This is a genomic window from Idiomarina sp., assembly GCF_048260185.1.
In the GTDB taxonomy this organism is placed as follows: Bacteria; Pseudomonadota; Gammaproteobacteria; order Enterobacterales; family Alteromonadaceae; genus Idiomarina.
Window position 1 is genome coordinate 969,761 of the sequence record NZ_JBLXHB010000001.1, and the last position, 18,322, is coordinate 988,082.

At 46.4% G+C, this 18,322-nt stretch carries 11 protein-coding genes; 5 read left to right on the top strand and 6 right to left on the bottom strand.

The annotated features are described in order from the left end of the window. Positions 1 to 73: 73 nt before the first annotated feature. The 4 genes from ACN0RF_RS04815 to grpE all read right to left on the bottom strand — a co-directional run bounded on the left by ACN0RF_RS04815 (position 74) and on the right by grpE (position 4,916). A complete protein-coding gene (locus tag ACN0RF_RS04815; RefSeq protein ID WP_417438224.1) occupies positions 74 to 910 on the bottom strand; it encodes a M48 family metallopeptidase in 837 nt (278 codons plus the stop codon). Positions 911 to 959: 49 nt separating this feature from the next. Continuing rightward, positions 960 to 2,114, bottom strand: coding sequence for a molecular chaperone DnaJ (gene dnaJ / locus ACN0RF_RS04820; RefSeq protein ID WP_034820113.1), 1,155 nt, complete (start codon positions 2,112 to 2,114; stop codon positions 960 to 962). Positions 2,115 to 2,216: 102 nt separating this feature from the next. After that, on the bottom strand, positions 2,217 to 4,145 hold the full coding sequence (dnaK, locus tag ACN0RF_RS04825) for a molecular chaperone DnaK (protein ID WP_034820110.1): 1,929 nt from the start codon (positions 4,143 to 4,145) through the stop codon (positions 2,217 to 2,219). A gap of 105 nt (positions 4,146 to 4,250) precedes the next feature. Next, positions 4,251 to 4,916, bottom strand: coding sequence for a nucleotide exchange factor GrpE (gene grpE, locus ACN0RF_RS04830; protein ID WP_110012627.1), 666 nt, complete (start codon positions 4,914 to 4,916; stop codon positions 4,251 to 4,253). Between the two features lie 142 nt (positions 4,917 to 5,058). On the opposite strand from grpE, the gene nadK reads away from it, so the two are divergent. The 5 genes from nadK (at position 5,059) to ACN0RF_RS04855 (ending at position 14,845) form a co-directional block, all read left to right on the top strand. After that, positions 5,059 to 5,937 carry an NAD(+) kinase gene (nadK, locus tag ACN0RF_RS04835; protein WP_034820105.1) on the top strand — a complete coding sequence of 293 codons (879 nt, stop codon included), beginning with the start codon at positions 5,059 to 5,061 and terminating at the stop codon, positions 5,935 to 5,937. A gap of 80 nt (positions 5,938 to 6,017) precedes the next feature. Further along, positions 6,018 to 7,682 carry a DNA repair protein RecN gene (gene recN / locus ACN0RF_RS04840; protein WP_153848977.1) on the top strand — a complete coding sequence of 555 codons (1,665 nt, stop codon included), beginning with the start codon at positions 6,018 to 6,020 and terminating at the stop codon, positions 7,680 to 7,682. A gap of 86 nt (positions 7,683 to 7,768) precedes the next feature. After that, complete coding sequence (locus tag ACN0RF_RS04845; protein ID WP_034820100.1) at positions 7,769 to 8,119, top strand: outer membrane protein assembly factor BamE; 351 nt, start codon at positions 7,769 to 7,771, stop codon at positions 8,117 to 8,119. 30 nt (positions 8,120 to 8,149) lie between these two features. After that, positions 8,150 to 10,858 carry an insulinase family protein gene (locus tag ACN0RF_RS04850; RefSeq protein WP_417438225.1) on the top strand — a complete coding sequence of 903 codons (2,709 nt, stop codon included), beginning with the start codon at positions 8,150 to 8,152 and terminating at the stop codon, positions 10,856 to 10,858. 105 nt (positions 10,859 to 10,963) lie between these two features. Continuing rightward, on the top strand, positions 10,964 to 14,845 hold the full coding sequence (locus tag ACN0RF_RS04855; RefSeq protein ID WP_417438226.1) for an EAL domain-containing protein: 3,882 nt from the start codon (positions 10,964 to 10,966) through the stop codon (positions 14,843 to 14,845). A 15-nt stretch (positions 14,846 to 14,860) separates the two neighbouring features. On the opposite strand, the gene fadJ is transcribed toward ACN0RF_RS04855, so the two are convergent. Both fadJ and fadI read right to left on the bottom strand, forming a co-directional pair. Continuing rightward, a complete protein-coding gene (fadJ, locus tag ACN0RF_RS04860; protein ID WP_110012632.1) occupies positions 14,861 to 16,987 on the bottom strand; it encodes a fatty acid oxidation complex subunit alpha FadJ in 2,127 nt (708 codons plus the stop codon). Beyond that, a complete protein-coding gene (gene fadI, locus ACN0RF_RS04865; RefSeq protein WP_034820090.1) occupies positions 16,987 to 18,297 on the bottom strand; it encodes an acetyl-CoA C-acyltransferase FadI in 1,311 nt (436 codons plus the stop codon). Before fadI ends, fadJ begins: the two co-directional genes overlap by 1 nt. Between the last annotated feature and the right edge of the window lie 25 nt (positions 18,298 to 18,322).

Sequence of the window (18,322 nt, forward strand, 5' to 3'; positions counted from 1 at the left end):
GCAAAAAGAATAAATTGAACTAGGTTATAACCTTTTGAAAGGCAGAGGGAACAGGATCATTCCCTCTGTTACTTTATTTGTCTGAACTGCCGACCGAAGCAGGCCGTTGACAGGCTGGTGTTTTTCCGGCGGCACGAGCCGCAGAATAACGCTCTTGCAACGAAGGGATCAGCGCTTCAAGATCTTTAATACGAGTTTTTGGATTCGGGTGAGTCGACAACAGCTCAGGCGGCGATTCGCCGTCTGAAGCGGATTGCATATTGCGCCAAAGCTCAGGTGCCTCTTCCAGATTGAACCCGGCGTCGGCCATATATTCCATTCCCAGTTCATCCGACTCTGACTCATGGGTACGTGAATAAGGCAGCAGAATACCAACCTGGGCTCCTACACCTAACGCGGCCATCAATAAACCGGCTTTATCGTTATCCAGCTGAGTACTGGCGAGAATGCCGCCAAGCTGCAAACCAAGCCCAACCATCATATTACTTGAGATGCGCTCATTACTGTGTTCAGCAATAACGTGGCCAATTTCGTGCCCAATAACCGCAGCAAGCTGATGTTGATTTTCGGCAACTTCTATCAAGCCGTCGTATACGCCAATATAACCGCCCGGTAAAGCAAAAGCATTGACTGTAGGCTCTGCAAAAACAGTCACTTGCCAGTCCATTTCACTATAGTTTCCCGGCAAGTTTTCAACTAATGCGTCGCTGATACAACGCACATAAGCATTGACCTCAGCATCATCATTAATTTTTTGCTCTTCGCGCATTTCTTCGTAGGAGGCAGCCCCCATTTTATTCAACTCGCTATTTGAATAAAGTTGCAACTGCGAGCGGCCCGTCGGAGATTTAGCACAACTGGCCAATACCACCAACATGCAGGCACTTAACGTCACGGTCTTCCAATTCATTGACTGCCTCCGGTCTTTTTTATCATGCACTTATATAGTGATAGACAATCTAGCTACGTAAGTCATCAAAGAATTGTTTCACGCCGTCGAAAAAACCTTTTTCTTTGGGTCGGAATTTTGCAGCTTCATCGCCGGTACCCATTGAATCCTCGAGCTCTTCTAACATGTCACGTTGCTTAGATGACAGATTTACCGGGGTTTCAATTACCACTTTGCAAATTAAGTCGCCAACTTCACCCGTGCGGACTGACTTAACGCCTTTACCACGTAACCGAAAATGCTTACCCGTTTGTGTTTCTTTAGGCACTTTCAGTTTTACTTTGCCATCTAAGGTTGGCACTTCAATGTCGCCACCCAGAGCAGCTTTAGTGAAACTGACAGGCACTTCACAGAACAAGTTATTGCCGTCGCGGGCAAAAATAGGATGCTCCCGTACGTGAACCTGAACATACAAATCACCCGCAGGCGCTCCGTGTTCACCCGCTTCGCCTTCATTCGCTAAACGAATGCGATCGCCGGTATCAACGCCAGCCGGGATCTTAACCGACAAGGTTTTTGTCTCTTCTTTACGGCCATGACCATGACATGTGCGGCAAGGATCTTTAATAATGGTACCCGTACCACGGCATTGAGGACAGGTTTGCTGCACAGCAAAAAAGCCCTGGCGCATCTGAATCTGACCTGAACCATGACAATGACCACAGGTTTGCGGCTTACTGCCTTTCTTCGCGCCACTGCCGTTACAGTCTCGACATTCCACTAAGGTAGGAATTTCGAGCTCAACAGTTTTACCGCGAACCGCTTCTTCCAGCGACATATCAAGGTTGTAGCGCAAATCTGCACCGCGTTGCGCGCGAGCTTGCTGACGTCTGCCACCGCCAAAAATATCACCGAAGACATCACCAAAGATATCAGCAAAATCAGCACCGCCACCGCCGAATCCGCCTGCACCATGGCCAGCTCCGCCCTGGCGTGCCTGTTCGAAAGCTTCATGCCCATATTGATCATACATCTGGCGTTTCTGAGGATCAGAAAGAACTTCGTACGCCTGCTTAATCTCTTTAAACTTAATTTCCATATCTTTATCACCCTCGGTTCTGTCCGGGTGATACTTCATCGCCATACGTTTGTAGGCTTTTTTAATGTCACGTTCATTGGCGTCTTTCGATACGCCCAGAACCTGATAAAAATCTTGCGTCGCCATAATTTCTTCGTCTTCTATCTGTGCTGTTTGTCAGCCTGATACAAATACACGGGTATTACCTTTCGGCAACACCCGTGTGCTTTTGCGAAGTTGCCTTGATGCTTACTTCTTATCGTCGTCTTTGACTTCTTCAAATTCAGCATCAACAACATCATCATCCGCTTTGGAAGACTGTTGTTCACCGCCAGCTGCACTTTCAGCACCTTGCTGTGCCTGTTGCTGCTGAGCCGCTTCCATCAGTTTCTGTGATGCTTCCATTAACGCCTGAGATTTCGCATCAATGGCTTCTTTGTCGCCATCTTTAGCAGCCTGCTCTAACTCTTCACAAGCTTTCTCAATGGCGTCTTTGTCTTCCTGAGACAAGGCATCGCCAACTTCTTTCAGTTGATTACGAGTTGCGTGAACCAAACCGTCAGCTTGGTTACGTGCCTGCACCATTTCTTCAAACTTCTTATCTTCTTCAGCGTGCGCTTCTGCATCTTTAACCATCTTATCGACTTCGGATTCATCCAGACCAGAAGACGCCTTAATGGTTATCTTCTGCTCTTTGCCGGTATCTTTATCTTTAGCCGATACGTGCAGAATACCGTCCGCGTCAATGTCGAAAGTGACTTCAATTTGCGGTACACCGCGTGCCGCTGCACGAATACCTTCGAGGTTAAACTGACCCAGCGACTTGTTGTCTGCTGAACGTTTACGCTCGCCCTGCAATACATGGATAGTCACCGCAGACTGGTTATCTTCAGCCGTTGAGAAGGTTTGCGACTCTTTAGTAGGAATCGTTGTGTTCTTCTCAATCAGTTTCGTCATAACCCCGCCCATGGTTTCAATACCCAGCGACAGCGGGCATACGTCCAGCAGCAGTACGTCTTTAACGTCACCTTGCAGTACACCGGCCTGAACCGCAGCACCAACGGCAACCGCTTCATCAGGGTTAACATCGCGGCGTGGTTCTTTACCAAAGAAGTCAGTTACAGCAGCCTGTACTTTCGGCATACGAGTCTGACCACCCACCATGATGATGTCCTGAATGTCACTGACAGACAGATCAGCATCCGCTAGCGCCTGTTTCAGTGGCTCAAGTGACTTCTTAATCAAGTCTTCAACCAGCGACTCCAGTTTCGCACGGGTCACTTTAATGGCCATGTGCTTAGGACCTGTGTTGTCTGCCGTAATGTAAGGCAGGTTCACTTCGGTCTGCTGCGCAGATGACAGTTCAATTTTTGCTTTCTCGGCAGCTTCTTTTAAGCGCTGCATAGCCAGCGGATCTTTACGCAGATCAATGCCCTGATCTTTTTCAAACTGCTCAACTAAGTAGTTAATCAAGCGGTTATCAAAGTCCTCACCACCTAAGTGCGTATCACCATTAGTCGCCAGTACTTCGAAGGTGTGTTCGCCTTCAACTTCATCAATTTCAATAATTGAGATATCGAACGTACCACCACCTAAGTCATACACAGCAATCACATTGTCGCCGGACTTCTTGTCCATACCGTATGCTAAGGCAGCTGCTGTCGGCTCGTTAATAATACGTTTGACGTTAAGACCCGCGATTTTACCGGCGTCTTTTGTTGCCTGACGCTGAGCATCGTTAAAGTATGCCGGTACAGTAATTACCGCATCCGTTACTTTCTCGCCCAGAAATTCTTCCGCTGTCTTTTTCATCTTTTTCAGGACTTCAGCAGAAATTTGTGGTGGCGCTTTTTTGTCACCATCAATTTCTACCCATGCGTCACCATTGTCAGCCTTAACAATTTTATAAGGCATGATGCCTATATCACGCTGTACTTCTTCGTCCTGAAAGCGACGGCCAATAAGGCGCTTAATAGCAAACAGTGTTTTGTTTGGGTTGGTTACTGCCTGGCGTTTTGCCGGTGAACCTACCAAAATTTCGCCATCGTCAGTAAATGCAACTACTGACGGAGTTGTACGGTCGCCTTCGCCGTTTTCAATAACGCGAGCTTTGCCACCATCCAGTACAGCAACGCAAGAGTTTGTTGTACCTAAATCTATACCAATCGTTTTACCCATGATTCGTCTCCAACTTCTGATTCATGTAATTTGTTTCGTTACCCCTTATCTGGGGTGCCTATGTTCGAATTTCAATACCCAACACAGGGATAATTTTCGATTTTGTTACGCTTTTGTGTCGACACCAGAGTTCGAATTACGCGCAACCATTACCATTGCCGGACGCAACAGGCGTCCATTCAGCTCGTAGCCTTTTTGCATTACCGCCATAATCGTATTGTTCGGATGTTCATCAGATTCCTGCATCGACATGGCCTGGTGTTGATCCGGATTAAAGGCTTCGCCTTCAGCACCAATTGCTTTTACGCCAAACTTTTCCAGCGTTGAGGTTAAGCTTTTATAGGTAAGCTCAATCCCTTCTACAAAGTTTTTGTTCGCTTCATCTTCTTTATCAGCCAGCTGTAAAGCACGTTCCAGGTTATCTACCGAAGTCAGTATTTCATTAGCAAACTTCTCCAGCGCAAACTTATGTGCTTTTTCAACATCCTGACTGGCCCGACGACGCACGTTTTCCATTTCAGCCTGAGTGCGTAGTACCGAGTCGCGTTGATCATTCACTTTCGCTTCTGCTTTACTTAAAGCCAATTCCAGTTCAGCAATGCGATCCGTTTGATCCGATGACTGTCCCGCAGTTTCTGCTTCATCAGCTGCTACATCTTGTTGCAACGCCTCTTCAGCTGCCTGTGCTGCTTCCTGTTCAGCTTTTTGCTGCTCTACAGTCGGCTCATCAGCCGCTTCATTTTTCTGTTTCGAATCGTTTTTATCGGTCATAAGTGACTCTCTTTAACCAGTTTAAAATTAAGGTTGCAGGATTAATGGGGGCAAGTTTTTTTCTTTCAAGGGGATTTCTCTTACTTGATAAATTTTCTTGCTCATCGTAGCGTAAGCACACGAACGCATAAGGATCCCGTTAATGAGCGCTTTTACAAAGATTGGGTTACTCGGCAAAGCCGACGACCGCGGTACCCAGTTAACTTTAGAAACAATTACCACGGCTTTAATTCATCGTGGTTTTGCGCTGTGTCTGGAGGCACGTACGGCGGAGCAATTAAACCTGCCGGAAGAGGTTGAGACGCTGAGCCTGCCAGACTTAGGTGAATGGGCCGAAATTGCTATTGTCGTCGGTGGTGATGGCAACATGCTGGGTGCTGCCCGCGCCTTATGTGAATATGATATCGGTGTTATCGGCGTCAATCGCGGCAATTTGGGCTTTTTAACCGACTTAGACCCTGACGAAGTTATGACGCCTTTGTTGTCTGTGCTCAATGGAGACTACCACGTAGAGGAACGTTTCCTGCTCTCAGCTGAAGTCATTAACAAAGGCAGCTCATCAGGTACCGGCAGAGCAATTAATGAAATTGTTCTGCACTCAGACAAAGTCGCGCATATGATAGAGTTTGAACTCTATGTAAACGACCATTTTGTTTTTAGTCAACGCTCTGATGGTTTAATTTGCGCCACACCAACCGGCTCTACCGCCTATTCATTATCAGGCGGCGGCCCTATTTTGCATCCCGGTCTGGACGCAATGACTCTGGTGACTATGTTTCCCCATACTTTAAGCAGTCGCCCAATTGTCGTCGACGGTAACAGTGAAGTCAGATTAAAGGCCGCTTTTGACAATGACTTGCTGCAAATCAGTTGCGATGGGCATGTCAGGATGACAGTTCACCCCGGCGACGATGTCATTATAAAAAAATACCCGAAAGCCTTACGTATGATTCATCCGATTGACCACAACTACTACCACGTATTACGCAATAAACTGGGCTGGGGTAGTCGACTTTTTTAAAAGGGATACTTGCATTTCGACGCAGCTACTGTATAAACACTGTATAACCTGTATATATCAACAGTATTGGAGCGAAGATTATGTTATCCCAATTAACTATTCGCAACTTTGCAGTCGTTAAATCTTTAGACATTGAATTTCACAACGGCATGACCGCTATCACCGGTGAAACCGGCGCCGGTAAATCTATAGCTCTGGATGCCTTGAGCCTTTGCCTGGGTAGTCGGGCCGATGCTAACTGGGTTCGTCCGGGCCAGGAAAAAGCGGAAATTACAGCTGTTTTCGCTTTGGAAGATGCCAGCCCCGCCCATCAATGGTTAACTGAAAATGAGTTTGATGCTGATGATGACTGCGTTTTACGCCGGGTTATTCAGCGCGACGGACGCTCCAAAGCATGGATTAACGGGACACCGGTTCCTGTCAGTCAGCAAAAATCCCTTGCACCTCTGTTAGTTAACATTCATGGTCAGCACGAACACCAATTATTGTTAAAAGAGGAGCATCAATTAACGCTACTCGATAGCTACGCCCGCCATCAGCACTTATTAGACAAAGTCCAGCAAGACTATAAAAACTGGGCTTCAGTTGAAAAACAATACCAAAGCTATCAGCAACAAAAAGAAGAGCTGGAAGCCCAGCGTCAATTACTTGAATACCAGGTTAATGAGCTGAATGAGTTCGCGCTAGCTGATGGCGAATTCGACGAGCTGGAGCAAAAACACAAACGCTTAAGTAACAGCAAGGTTTTACTCGAAGCCGGTGTGTTTGCTTTAAATGCTCTTTACGAAGGGGAGCACAATAACGCGTCCAGCCTGGTTCAGTCAGCCAGCCAACGCTTAGCTGAAGCTGAAGAGATGGATACCGCGCTTTCTCCTATTAACCAGTTACTGCAACAGGCGAAAGTACACATTGAAGAAGCGGCACTTGAATTACGCCAGTATCAGGACGATTTAGAGCTCGACCCGGGCGAACTCCAGATTATAGAAGACCGCTTAAGCGCCGCTATTCATCTAGCGAAGAAGCACCAGATACCCGGCTCGGAACTGAGCCAGCAACACAAAAAGCTAATAGATGAGCTTGATAATCTAGAGCAAGCCGGTGAACAAGCCGAGAAGCTTGACGAAGACCGGCAGCAGGCCCGAAAAATCTACCGTGAGAGTGCCCTTAAGCTTTCCGCTAGCCGGGAGCAGGCAGCTGCGGAATTAAGTCAAAAAATAAGCAGCTCGATGCAAGAGTTGAATATGCCCCATGGTCGTTTTGTTATTCAGGTTGAACATGATGCCAGCGCCCGGGCTACCCGACTGGGTACCGATGAGGTCGAATTTCTGGTCACAACCAACCCGGGACAACCCATACAGGCGCTGAATAAAGTCGCTTCCGGGGGTGAACTTTCGCGAATTAGCCTTGCCATACAGGTGATGACCGCAACACAGAAAACGGTTCCTACCATGATGTTTGATGAAGTTGATGTTGGCGTCAGTGGCCCTACGGCATCAATAGTGGGTTCTATGCTTCAGGCTTTGGGGAAAACCTCTCAGGTTATTTGTGTTACCCACTTACCACAAGTCGCGGCTAAAGCTCATCAACAATTGCAAGTGAGCAAGTCAACGGATGGAGCCGAAACTGAAACCGCAGTGGTTGCGTTATCGAAAGAACAAAGAGTTGTCGAGCTGGCACGCTTATTGGGCGGCGACAAGGTCACCGACATGGCGAAAGCTAACGCGAGAGAATTACTCGCCAGTTAAATTCGTTCTATACTGGCGTTCGGGTAAGTCATTGTTTATCATCGACGCCAATACAATCAATTGAGATTAATTTTAATAGGTATTTCATGTCAAGATTTGGAGTTTTTCTAGTTGCCGTTATAACCTTAAATGGCTGTTCTCTTCTCGATGAAATGGTATATCGTATTGATATCCCACAAGGAAATTACCTTGAACAGGAAGATGTCGACAAGTTGCGGGTGGGAATGACTGAAGAGCAAGTTGTCTTTGTGCTGGGAACCCCTGTTGCGCAGAACAGCTTTGACTCTGACCGCTGGGTATACCTTTATAAAATGGATCCCAATTCAGGTGAAGATTACCGTAAAGAGCTGGTACTTACCTTCAATGACAAGCGTTTGCAGGATTTTAAAGGCGACTTTGATAAACCAGAAGACTTTAATCAGGCACTGGACCAGTAACTCGCCTCGAAATCTACATCAAGGAGAATTATGGCGAACTCTTCACTTAACGATGAGGTCGTCCGTGTTGTCCGAAGTTCTGGAGACAAACGAGACTATCAGCACCTGACATTAGAGAACCAACTTAAGGTGTTGTTGGTTCACTGCCCTGATAGCCAGAAAGCCGCGGCCTCTGTCGCGGTAAATGCCGGCCATTTCGATGATCCTGAACATACCCAGGGGTTGGCTCATTTTTTAGAGCACATGTTATTTTTAGGAAGCCAGACGTTTCCTGATCCCTCCGCTTTCGGGCACTTCTTAAATTTGCAAGGTGGCCAGCATAACGCCTGGACCGGCACGGAATTTACTAACTATCACTTTGACTGCAATGCTAATGCACTGCCACAGGCGCTGGAATTTTTTTCCGCTATGCTAAAAAAACCGTTGCTGTCGGAGAGTTGGATCGAAAAAGAAATAAGTTCTATAGAGTCGGAATTTCGCCTGAAACAAAATGATGAACTCCGACGCTTATATCAGGTTCACAAGGTTACGGCTAACCCAAAACACCCTTTCAGTCAATTTTCTGTGGGCAACCTTAATACACTCAGACACGATGAGCACGGTACCTTAAAAAGCAAATTGCAGCGTTTTTTTAACGAGCATTACGTAGCGCAAAGAATGCGGCTGGTCATTGCCGGTCCGCAGTCTATTACTGAACTCGAACAATTAGCCCACAGCTACTTTGCGGATATTAAACAACAACGCACGGGCAAAACGTCTATTAATGCTCCTCTTTACCGCCAGGAACAAAAAGGAGTATGGATAAAAGTTAAGCCCATCAAAGCAGCTTACCGTCTTATTTTGACATTACCGTTACCGAGTATCGACGCAGACTACCCGCATAAAACCACCAGCTTTATTGCGCATTTATTGGGTTACGAAGGTCCGGGAAGTTTATTCAGTTCGTTGCGTTCAAAGGGTTGGGTCAACTCACTTTCAGCGGGCGGTGGCATTAGTGGTAGTAACTTCAAAGATTTTAATATTAATATCCAGCTTACTGAGTCTGGTCGCCACAGAGTTGAACAGGTTGTTCAGTGGGTTTTTGCCTATATACGAAAAATAGAAGCGGACGGGATCGAAGACTGGCGCTACAAAGAGCGCCGTATTACCACAGAAATGAGTTTTCTGTATCAAGAGCCTACTCCGGTCGGAGAATTGGCTAATCAACTCTCTGTAAACGCTTTTCACTATAAACCGGAAGACACTCTCTACGGTGATTATCGTATGGATGGGTTAAATCATTCCTATGCAGCTAAAACCCTGCAACAGATGACCGCTCATAATGCGCGCATCACATTAATTGCTCCTGATGTCCGTACGACTGAAGTCGCGCCGATTTATCATACAGAGTATGGTTTAAGCCCTATTAGCAAAAAGCAGTTTCAGTTATTTTTATCAACACCTGATGACTTCAACTGTCAGCTACCTAAGCCCAACCGTTTTCTTAATTCCCGGTTTAAACCTTTGCCTCTGGAGGCTGGAGGCTCTCTGCCAACACGATTAGAAGACAGTGCACAGTTACAGTTATGGCACCTGCAGGATCGTGACTTCCGGGTACCCAAAGGGCATATTTACTTATCCTTAAAGTTGCCTGCGGTAACCAATTCAGCCGCTCACTTCGCTATCGCCAGATTATGGTCTGAGCTTATGATAGATGCATTAAATGACGACTTGTATGACGCCGAAGTCGCTGGCTTGCACTTTAATATTTATCCAACTCAAAACGGTATTACAATACATACAACCGGGCTTTCTGCCGGGCAAATTCCGTTGATGCAACATCTTATCCGGCGAGCTTTAAAAACTCGTTTTGCAAGACGCCGCTGGCAGGATCTAAAACAAAGTTTGCTAAGTAACTGGCACTCAGCTCATCAGAGTCAGCCTCTTAACAAGCTTTTTGCTGAACTGAACCAACAGCTGCAATCCGGTTTATTTCGGCTTAGCGATTTAGCCTGTGAACTGGATAAGGTCTCTTTCCGTCAGTTTACAATAGAAGTAGCGAAGCTTTTCTCCCCAGTGCATGTTACTGCATTAGCTCACGGTGACTGGCAAAAAGGCGATGCTCTGGAGCTGGGAGAGCTTATTAAAAATAACCTCCCTGACCAACGAAGCGTCCCCAACAAAAGGCTTCCGGTTAAGCGCGTCCGCGATTTTTGTTCGCAGCAGTTAATTGTTCCTGCTGAACACTCAGATACCGCTGTTTTACTTTATTTTCAGGGCGAAGATGATACTTCAACCGAGCAAATCAGTTTTATGCTCTTGCAGCAGTTAATTCATCAACCAATATTCCAGGCTTTACGAACCGAACAACAACTGGGTTATGCCGCCGGTAGCCAATATTTTCCGGTACAGCGGCTGCCCGGAATCTTATTCTTTTTACAGTCACACGAGTTTGATGCTGATAAACTTTATCAAGCAATACAAGACGTGATTAAAGTGCAACTGGCCGAGCTTGAGGAGTTGACACTAAAAGAATGGCACCACGCTAAGTCGGTACTTAAACAGCAAATTAAGACAGTTGATCGTAACTTAAGGGTTCGCAGTCAAAGACTTTGGGGCGCTATTCAACTCGCCGATACAGGGTTCAATCGCCAGCAAGAACTCCTCAGTGCCCTGGAACATTGCCAACTCACTGACTGGCTGGAGCGAATAAAACTGCGTTTAGGTGATAAATCGCAAGCTCTAAGGCTTCAAACCTAAACTCTGACCGAGTAGAATAGTCTTTGACAGTCAGTACCTCTCTCGTTATCTTAACGATATATTAACAATAAAGAGCTGCTAAAATAGCCATTCAATAGGTTTGTCGTGAATTTTACATTGCCTATCAGAACATTATGCTCTGCTCTTTTTCTATGTGTTTTGTTATCTGGAAGCTTTAGCTTTCATGTTTACGCGCAATACTCCTCCACACAAAACTCAGTACATCAATGGACTTTCAATGATGGCTTACCCAGCAATCATGTAAATGTTATAGCTCAGGGTTCCGAAGGTTTCTTATGGGTTGCGACAGCCAGTGGCTTAACCCGATTTGATGGCAACGAATTCAAAAATATTTTAGCTGTCCCTGAAGCAAAAAAGCATTTGCTTTCTGATAATATCGAACAACTGTTTTTTGATACATCGGGTGCACTATGGCTCGGAACCCGAAACGGTCTGACGCAACTGCAGTTTTCCTCAGAGCACAAGCTTAAAACCTTTGAGTTATCAGGGCGTGAGTCCGGCGGTCAAACTCGTATAAAACACATTTCAGCAGACGCAAAAGGTCGGTTACTGGTTGGTACAGACCGAGTCATTTACCGCCACACTCCCGGAACAGAAGTTTTTGAACCCTTAAACCTAAGCTATAACGGCACCCCGATTCAGCAAATCAACTATATTTATCATGGAAAAAAATGGAACTGGTTAAGTACTGAAAATCAGGGAGTATTTGTCTGGGATGGTTTTTCCAGTGAAGTTTTTGCGGTTAATAAACAAAACCCGATTACAGACACAATACCAGGCAAGCAGCTATACGCTGCCGTTCACTATCAAGATAAGCTCTGGCTTGCAACAGAGAAAGGGCTGACTCTTCTGGACAAAGATTTACGCTTAAAAGCACTTCCTGAGTACCTTAGCAACCTAAATAAAGTTAATGATATAGCATTAACTCAAGACCGTTCCGCAATTTTACTCAGCACCGCTAATGGTCTTTATGAACTCCAAAATGGGAAGCTTATCCAGCTACATAACGCACCCGCGGTCTCGGCTTTGCAGATTAGCCGGGGAGATGTTTTTTTCGTACCGGATAATCAGGGCATTTACCAAATAGACACGCCTTTTGCTCCGGCGGCTCTGGTTTCCGGTTCCAATACGCAGCAAAGTTCAGCCAGCATAAACATTCCGCAACTGATGCAACAGGTATCAGCAGCTATAGAAGATAGCAATGGTAACTGGTGGTTAGCGACAGACTTAGGGTTATTATTTTACGATACCGTCAATGAAGAAATCTCCGAACTTAATCACTACCCGGACGCCCAGTTTGAAATAAATAAAATGCGTTTATTCGCTAATCAGCTTTATCTTGTTAATAACTCCGGAGCGCTATATCAGTACAACATTGGTAATAGAAGCTGGAATTCCCTGGTAACGTCAGAATTGTCGGCAGCGCCCGATAATTTAGATTTAACGGCATTTGACCATTCGCTTTGGTTGCATACAAAAACCGAAGCCATCGAAATAGACGCATTTGGACAAGTCTCTCAGAAGAAAACAATTTCTGTCGATAATGAACTGTTAGACAAACCACCCCATATTGACTTAGAAAAAGTCAGCAACGCTACATTTATAGCTGGCTTTACGGTTCCGTTCGCAGCCGCTCCGACAGAGTTACACTACCGTTACAAATTGAATCACGCTGAAAGTAGCTGGCAAACTCTGGAAAAAAGCGGGGCATCGCTACAACTATCGTCGTTGCCACCCGGATCGCATGAATTGGAGGTTCAGGTCTCTTATCATGATGACCTCTGGTCGCCATCGGCAGTGGCTCAGCTTGACGTGGCAATTCCTTTTTGGAAAACACCTTTTGCCTGGATCGGCGGCACACTCATCTGTGCTCTGGTCTTGTTATCGTATTGGCTTTATCTGCGCCAGCGGCAAACCAAAATGCGCCGCGATCTTAAACAGTACCACCGGCAGGCTCAAGGCGTACTTTCCAGCCGTTACCAATGCTGGGAATGGGATCTCGATTCAGGCGAACTGATACGACAGAATATCTGGGAGAACTGCCCCGCTTTCCCTATTGACGGGAAACGACTTGGCCTTTCTGGCGGAAAGTCGAACGTACACCCGGAAGACTTAAAACGACTGCAAAAAAGCCTTGCAGACCACCTAAGTGGTGAGTCTGAGTTGTTCGAATGCAGCTATCGACTGGACAATCAGGGCAACTGGCTGTGGGTATTAGATAGAGGAAAACTTCAAACTAACGATGAACACCGAACTATGTTCGGTACCCTAAGTGACATAAGCAGTCTGATAAGCTCTGAAGAGCGAATTACGATGCTGGCTTCTTCGATTACAAATATATCTGATGGAATTTGCATCTTCGACCGGTTTTTCCGAAAACGCGAAGTCAATAATGCGTTTGAGCGAATTAGCGGCTTCAGTCGTGAACAGGTTTTAGGTCAGTTATTGACGCTTGAATGTTATCCCGAGAGCTTCGTGAATCAAATAAAAAGAGCGGTCATAAAAGAGGGAACCTGGCGGGGTGAAATCACCGATGTTAAAGCCAACGGTGAAGAGTTCCTGATGGAATTAACCCTTGATGCGGTTCGGGATGATAACGGTGAGGTGTCACTCATCGTTGCCAGTTTCTCGGATATCACCGAAAGGCGTCACACAGAAAACGAGCTTCGCCGCTTGTCGAACACCGACACTTTAACCGGCCTGCCGAATCGTTCTTACTTTCAGGTCAGTCATTCAAATCTGGTTAGGAAAAAAGTCTCACATACTTTATTGCTCTTTGATTTAGACGATTTTAAGAAAATTAACGACTCCTTAGGTCATGAGATTGGTGACCAGCTTTTATGCCAGGTTGCCGAGCGACTTATGGATATTGGCCGTCGGCAGGATACTCTTTATCGGTTGGGTGGAGACGAGTTTGGTTTGCTCATTGAAGACAGCGTGGACATAAACCTAATTGGCGATTTGGCCAACCAAATTAACCTAAAAGTGGCAGAGCCATACTTTATTGAGCAACAGGAAATTGTCATTGGCAGTTCCATTGGCATTGTACTTTACCCTCACGACGGCCAGACGTCGCAGGAGCTTTTACAGAAAGCCGATATGGCTATGTATCATGCCAAGCAGCGTGGCGGAAACTGCTATCAGTTTTTCAGCCAGTCAATGAACGAGAACGCGGTCAAACGACTTAAGCTGGAAAATGAATTAAGAGCAGCATTAAAGTCTCATAATATTCGCGTTTACTATCAGCCGAAAATAGAAATAAACTCCGGCCATATTGCCGGACTTGAGGCGCTGGCCCGCATTGAGAGTGAAGACGGCTCAATGATTAATCCGGCTGACTTCATTCCTCTGGCCGAAGAAACCGGGCTTATTATTCCACTAGGCGAAGAAGTTTTGCGGCTAGCATGCCGTGATATGAAACGCTTTATGGCTTGTCAGGGCTCACCGAAGAGCATTGCTGTGAATTTGTCTGCCCGGCAGTTTATGCAATCCAGTCTGGCCTTGCAAATTGAGCAAATTTTACGTGAAGAGGGGTTGCATCCTCGCCATGTTGAGTTTGAGATAACCGAAGGCATGGTCATGAGCGACCCTGAACGCGCCATTACTATGATGGAAAACCTATCTGATATGGGTGTAAAACTGGCTCTGGATGATTTTGGTACAGGTTACTCTTCGCTGTCGTACCTTAAGCGTTTTCCTATGAACAGCCTGAAAATTGATAAAGCCTTTGTTGATGACATAACCATCAACGACAAAGACCGTAATATGGTCGCGTCAATTATTGCAATGGCACATAACCTTGGCCTGAAGGTTGTTGCGGAAGGGGTTGAAACTAAAGCTCAGTTACAGACGTTAAAAAGCCTCAAATGCGAATACATTCAAGGCTTCTATTTTGCAAAACCAATGCCGGCTGATGCGTTAATTGAGTTTATTGAGCAGCACAACGAAGTAGCTGCTCAGGTTTAACGTTACTAATAAAGGCTATTGATAAAAATTCCAACCATTTTCCAGCATTTGCTTCAACAAAGGCGCAGGCGTGTATCGTTCGCCACGTTCTGCTGCCAGCTTCTCTAGCTTATTCACTATCGTTTCAAGCCCCTGGCTGTCCATATAACGGAATGGCCCGCCAAGGAAAGGTGGGAAACCGATACCGAAAATTGCACCAATATCACCGTCGCGAGGACTGCGAATAATCTCTTCCTGCAAACAGTAAGCAGCTTCATTCAGCATGGGCAATAAACAAATATCAATAATTTCGTCCGCAGACTTGCTCTCGTTCGGATCAATATCCAGCAAAGAATACACTGAAGTGTCTACCGGCTTACCCTTTACACTCTTGCCGTATTGATAAAAGCCTTTTTGGTTTTTCTTACCTTTACGGTCGTCGTCAATCAGCTTCTCAAAAGCTTCAGGCGCTTCAAAACGATCACCCAGCTCTTTCACCAAGACCGGAGCCACTTTTGCCGCAACATCGATACCAACCTCATCCAGTAAAGTAATTGGCCCCACCGGGAAACCAAATTTCACTAAGGTTTTATCGATATGCTCAATAGGCTCTCCGGCTAACAGTAAGCGCGCAGCTTCGTTCATGTAGGGCGCAAGAATTCGGTTTACATAGAATCCGGCACCATCTTTCACCACTATCGGAGTTTTACCCTGCTTCTTGGCCAGAGAAACCGTTGTGGCTATTGTCTTATCGGAAGTACCCGGATGGGTAATAATTTCCGCCAACGGCATTTTATCGACCGGAGAAAAATAGTGGAGCCCAATAACCTGTTCCGGGCGCTTGGCTTTAGCCGCTATTTGAGTAATAGGCAGTGAGCTCGTATTAGTTGCAAAAATGGTCGACTCGTCTGCGTGCTCCTCCACATCAGCAACCATTTTTTGCTTCAGGTTAAGGTCTTCAAATACCGCTTCAATAACCACATCGGTACGCTCAAATCCACTGTAATCAAGCGAACCGCTCAGCATTAGCATGGTCTTTTCAAGCTCGGCCCGGCGCATATGCCGACGCTTCACTTTTTTATCTAGACGCTCGTAACTGTAATGTAATGCATGTCGAATTCCGTCTTCAGCGATGTCCTTGATACGTGCAGGAATACCTGCTTTAGCCGCCGTAACATAGGCAATACCGCCGCCCATCAATCCACCACCTAAAACGCCAACCCGTTTGACCAAATCAGGTTTAACACCATCGGCGCCGGTTTCTTTTTTCATTTCTGTGGTGGCAAAGAAAATCTGGCGCAGCTGATAAGACTCTGGCGTCATTGCCAACTCACCAAAGCTACGGGCTTCCTTATCCAGGCCAGCTTCGCGGCCACGTTCAACACCTTCACGCACCGTCTGAATGATTTTATCAATTGCCGGGTAATTGCCCTGAGCTTTCTTCTGCGCCTGCTCACTGGCCTTTTTAAAGATAATGTCACGGCCAAACTTGGTCGCCTCCAGCACTTTACTAATGCCCTTAAGTGGCGGCTTAGTTGATTTTGGCTTACGTTTTAACGCGTGCTCAACGGCAACATCCAACAATATGCTTTGGGGAACAACCTCGGTGACAAGTCCTGCTTTCAAAGCCTGTTTAGCACGCAGTTCTTTACCGGTCAGGATCATCGTCAGTCCTTGCTGAACACCAACCAGTTCAGGCAGACGTTGCGTACCACCACTGCCCGGTAACAAGCCTAATTTCACTTCAGGTAAGCCCAGAGCTGTCTTGCTGTTGTCGGTACAAACTCTTACATGACAAGCCATGGCCAGTTCCAGTCCACCACCCAGGCAAGCTCCGTTAATAGCCGCAACCACAGGCACATTTAACTGCTCGATGCGATCAAACATAGCCTGCCCTTTTCGCGCCAGACTTTCTGCATCCACGGCATTTTCACAACCGTCTATCATGTTGATATCAGCACCGGCAATAAAGGAGCCTGGCTTACCACTAATAAAAACCACACCTTTGACTGAATCATCGCTTTCTAAGCGATTCATCAAACTGCCAACTTCTTCGGCAAATGAGTCTTTTAAGGTATTCATCGACTCACCAGGGACATCAATCGTAATTACAGCGACGCCGTCGTCCCTAACTTCCATAGTGAATGCTTTATCCTGACTCATTATTCTGTCTCCACAATCATTGCTGCACCCAGGCCACCGGCAGCACAAGCGGTTGTTAAACCGACACCACCACCGCGACGGCGCAATTCATTCAAAGTCTGTGTGATCATTCTGGTACCGGTTGCGGCAAATGGATGACCATAAGCAATGGAGCCGCCCAGCACGTTAAATTTATCCATATCGATTTCGCCAATGGCTTTATCACGACCCAGCTTCTCTTGCGCAAACTTATCACTGGCAAACATCTTCATATTCGCCAATGTTTGCGCTGCAAAAGCCTCGTGCATATCAATAAGGTCTAAATCGTTTAAGCTCATACCCGCGCGGTCTAAAGCCACCGGAGTCGAATAGGAAGGTCCCATCAGCATGTCTTCTTCCACCTGTAGGGCAGCAAAGGCATAACTGCGTAAGTAACCTAATACCGGCAACCCGAGTTCTTTCGCGCGGCTTTCGGTCATCATCATGACAGCAGAAGCTCCGTCAGTTAAAGGCGTGCTGTTCGCCGCAGTCACTGAACCATGCTTGCGATCGAATACCGGCTTTAATTTCGCCAGTTTTTCTATCTGGCTGTCACCGCGAATATTGTTGTCGCGGCTCAAATGCTGTTTATAAGGCTCAGGGTAAGCCGTCATCACTTCATCACTTAACCAACCAGCTTCCCATGCAGCATGAGCCTTTTGGTGCGATCTTACCGTTAGCTCGTCCTGGTCTTCACGGCTAATGTTATGCGTTTTCGCCATTTGTTCCGCCGTTTGTCCCATGCTTAGTCCGGTACTGTATTCTGCCACGGCCGGTGGTACAGGCAGTAAGTCTTTAAAACCCAAGCGCTTCAATATAGAAAACCGTTGCCCTAAGGTTTTTGCTTTATTTAAATCGACTAGAGCACGCGCCAGACGTTTACTGACACCAATAGGTAATACCGAAGATGAATCCGCACCACCAGCTATGCCGCCACGAATATGGCCAGCCACCATAGCTTCGGCAATATTAACCGCCGACTGAAAGCTTGTAGCACACGCGCGGGACACACTGTAAGCATCAGTACCAACAGGCAAACTGGTTCCCAATACTATTTCACGGGCAATGTTAGGCGCTTCCGGCATTTGCACAACCTGACCAAACACCAGTTGCTCAACCCAGTCACCGTCAATACCGGTTTTATTCACTAATTCCTGAACAACCATTTTACCTAAGTCGACTGCGGGTATGCCGTGAAAGTCCGTTGCTTGTTTCGCAAATGGTGTTCTTATACCCGCCACAAAGGCAATTCTTTCGCCATTTACGGTTAGCAAGCGTTGTGCTGCTGTCATAATAAATCCTCAATTCAAAAACCAA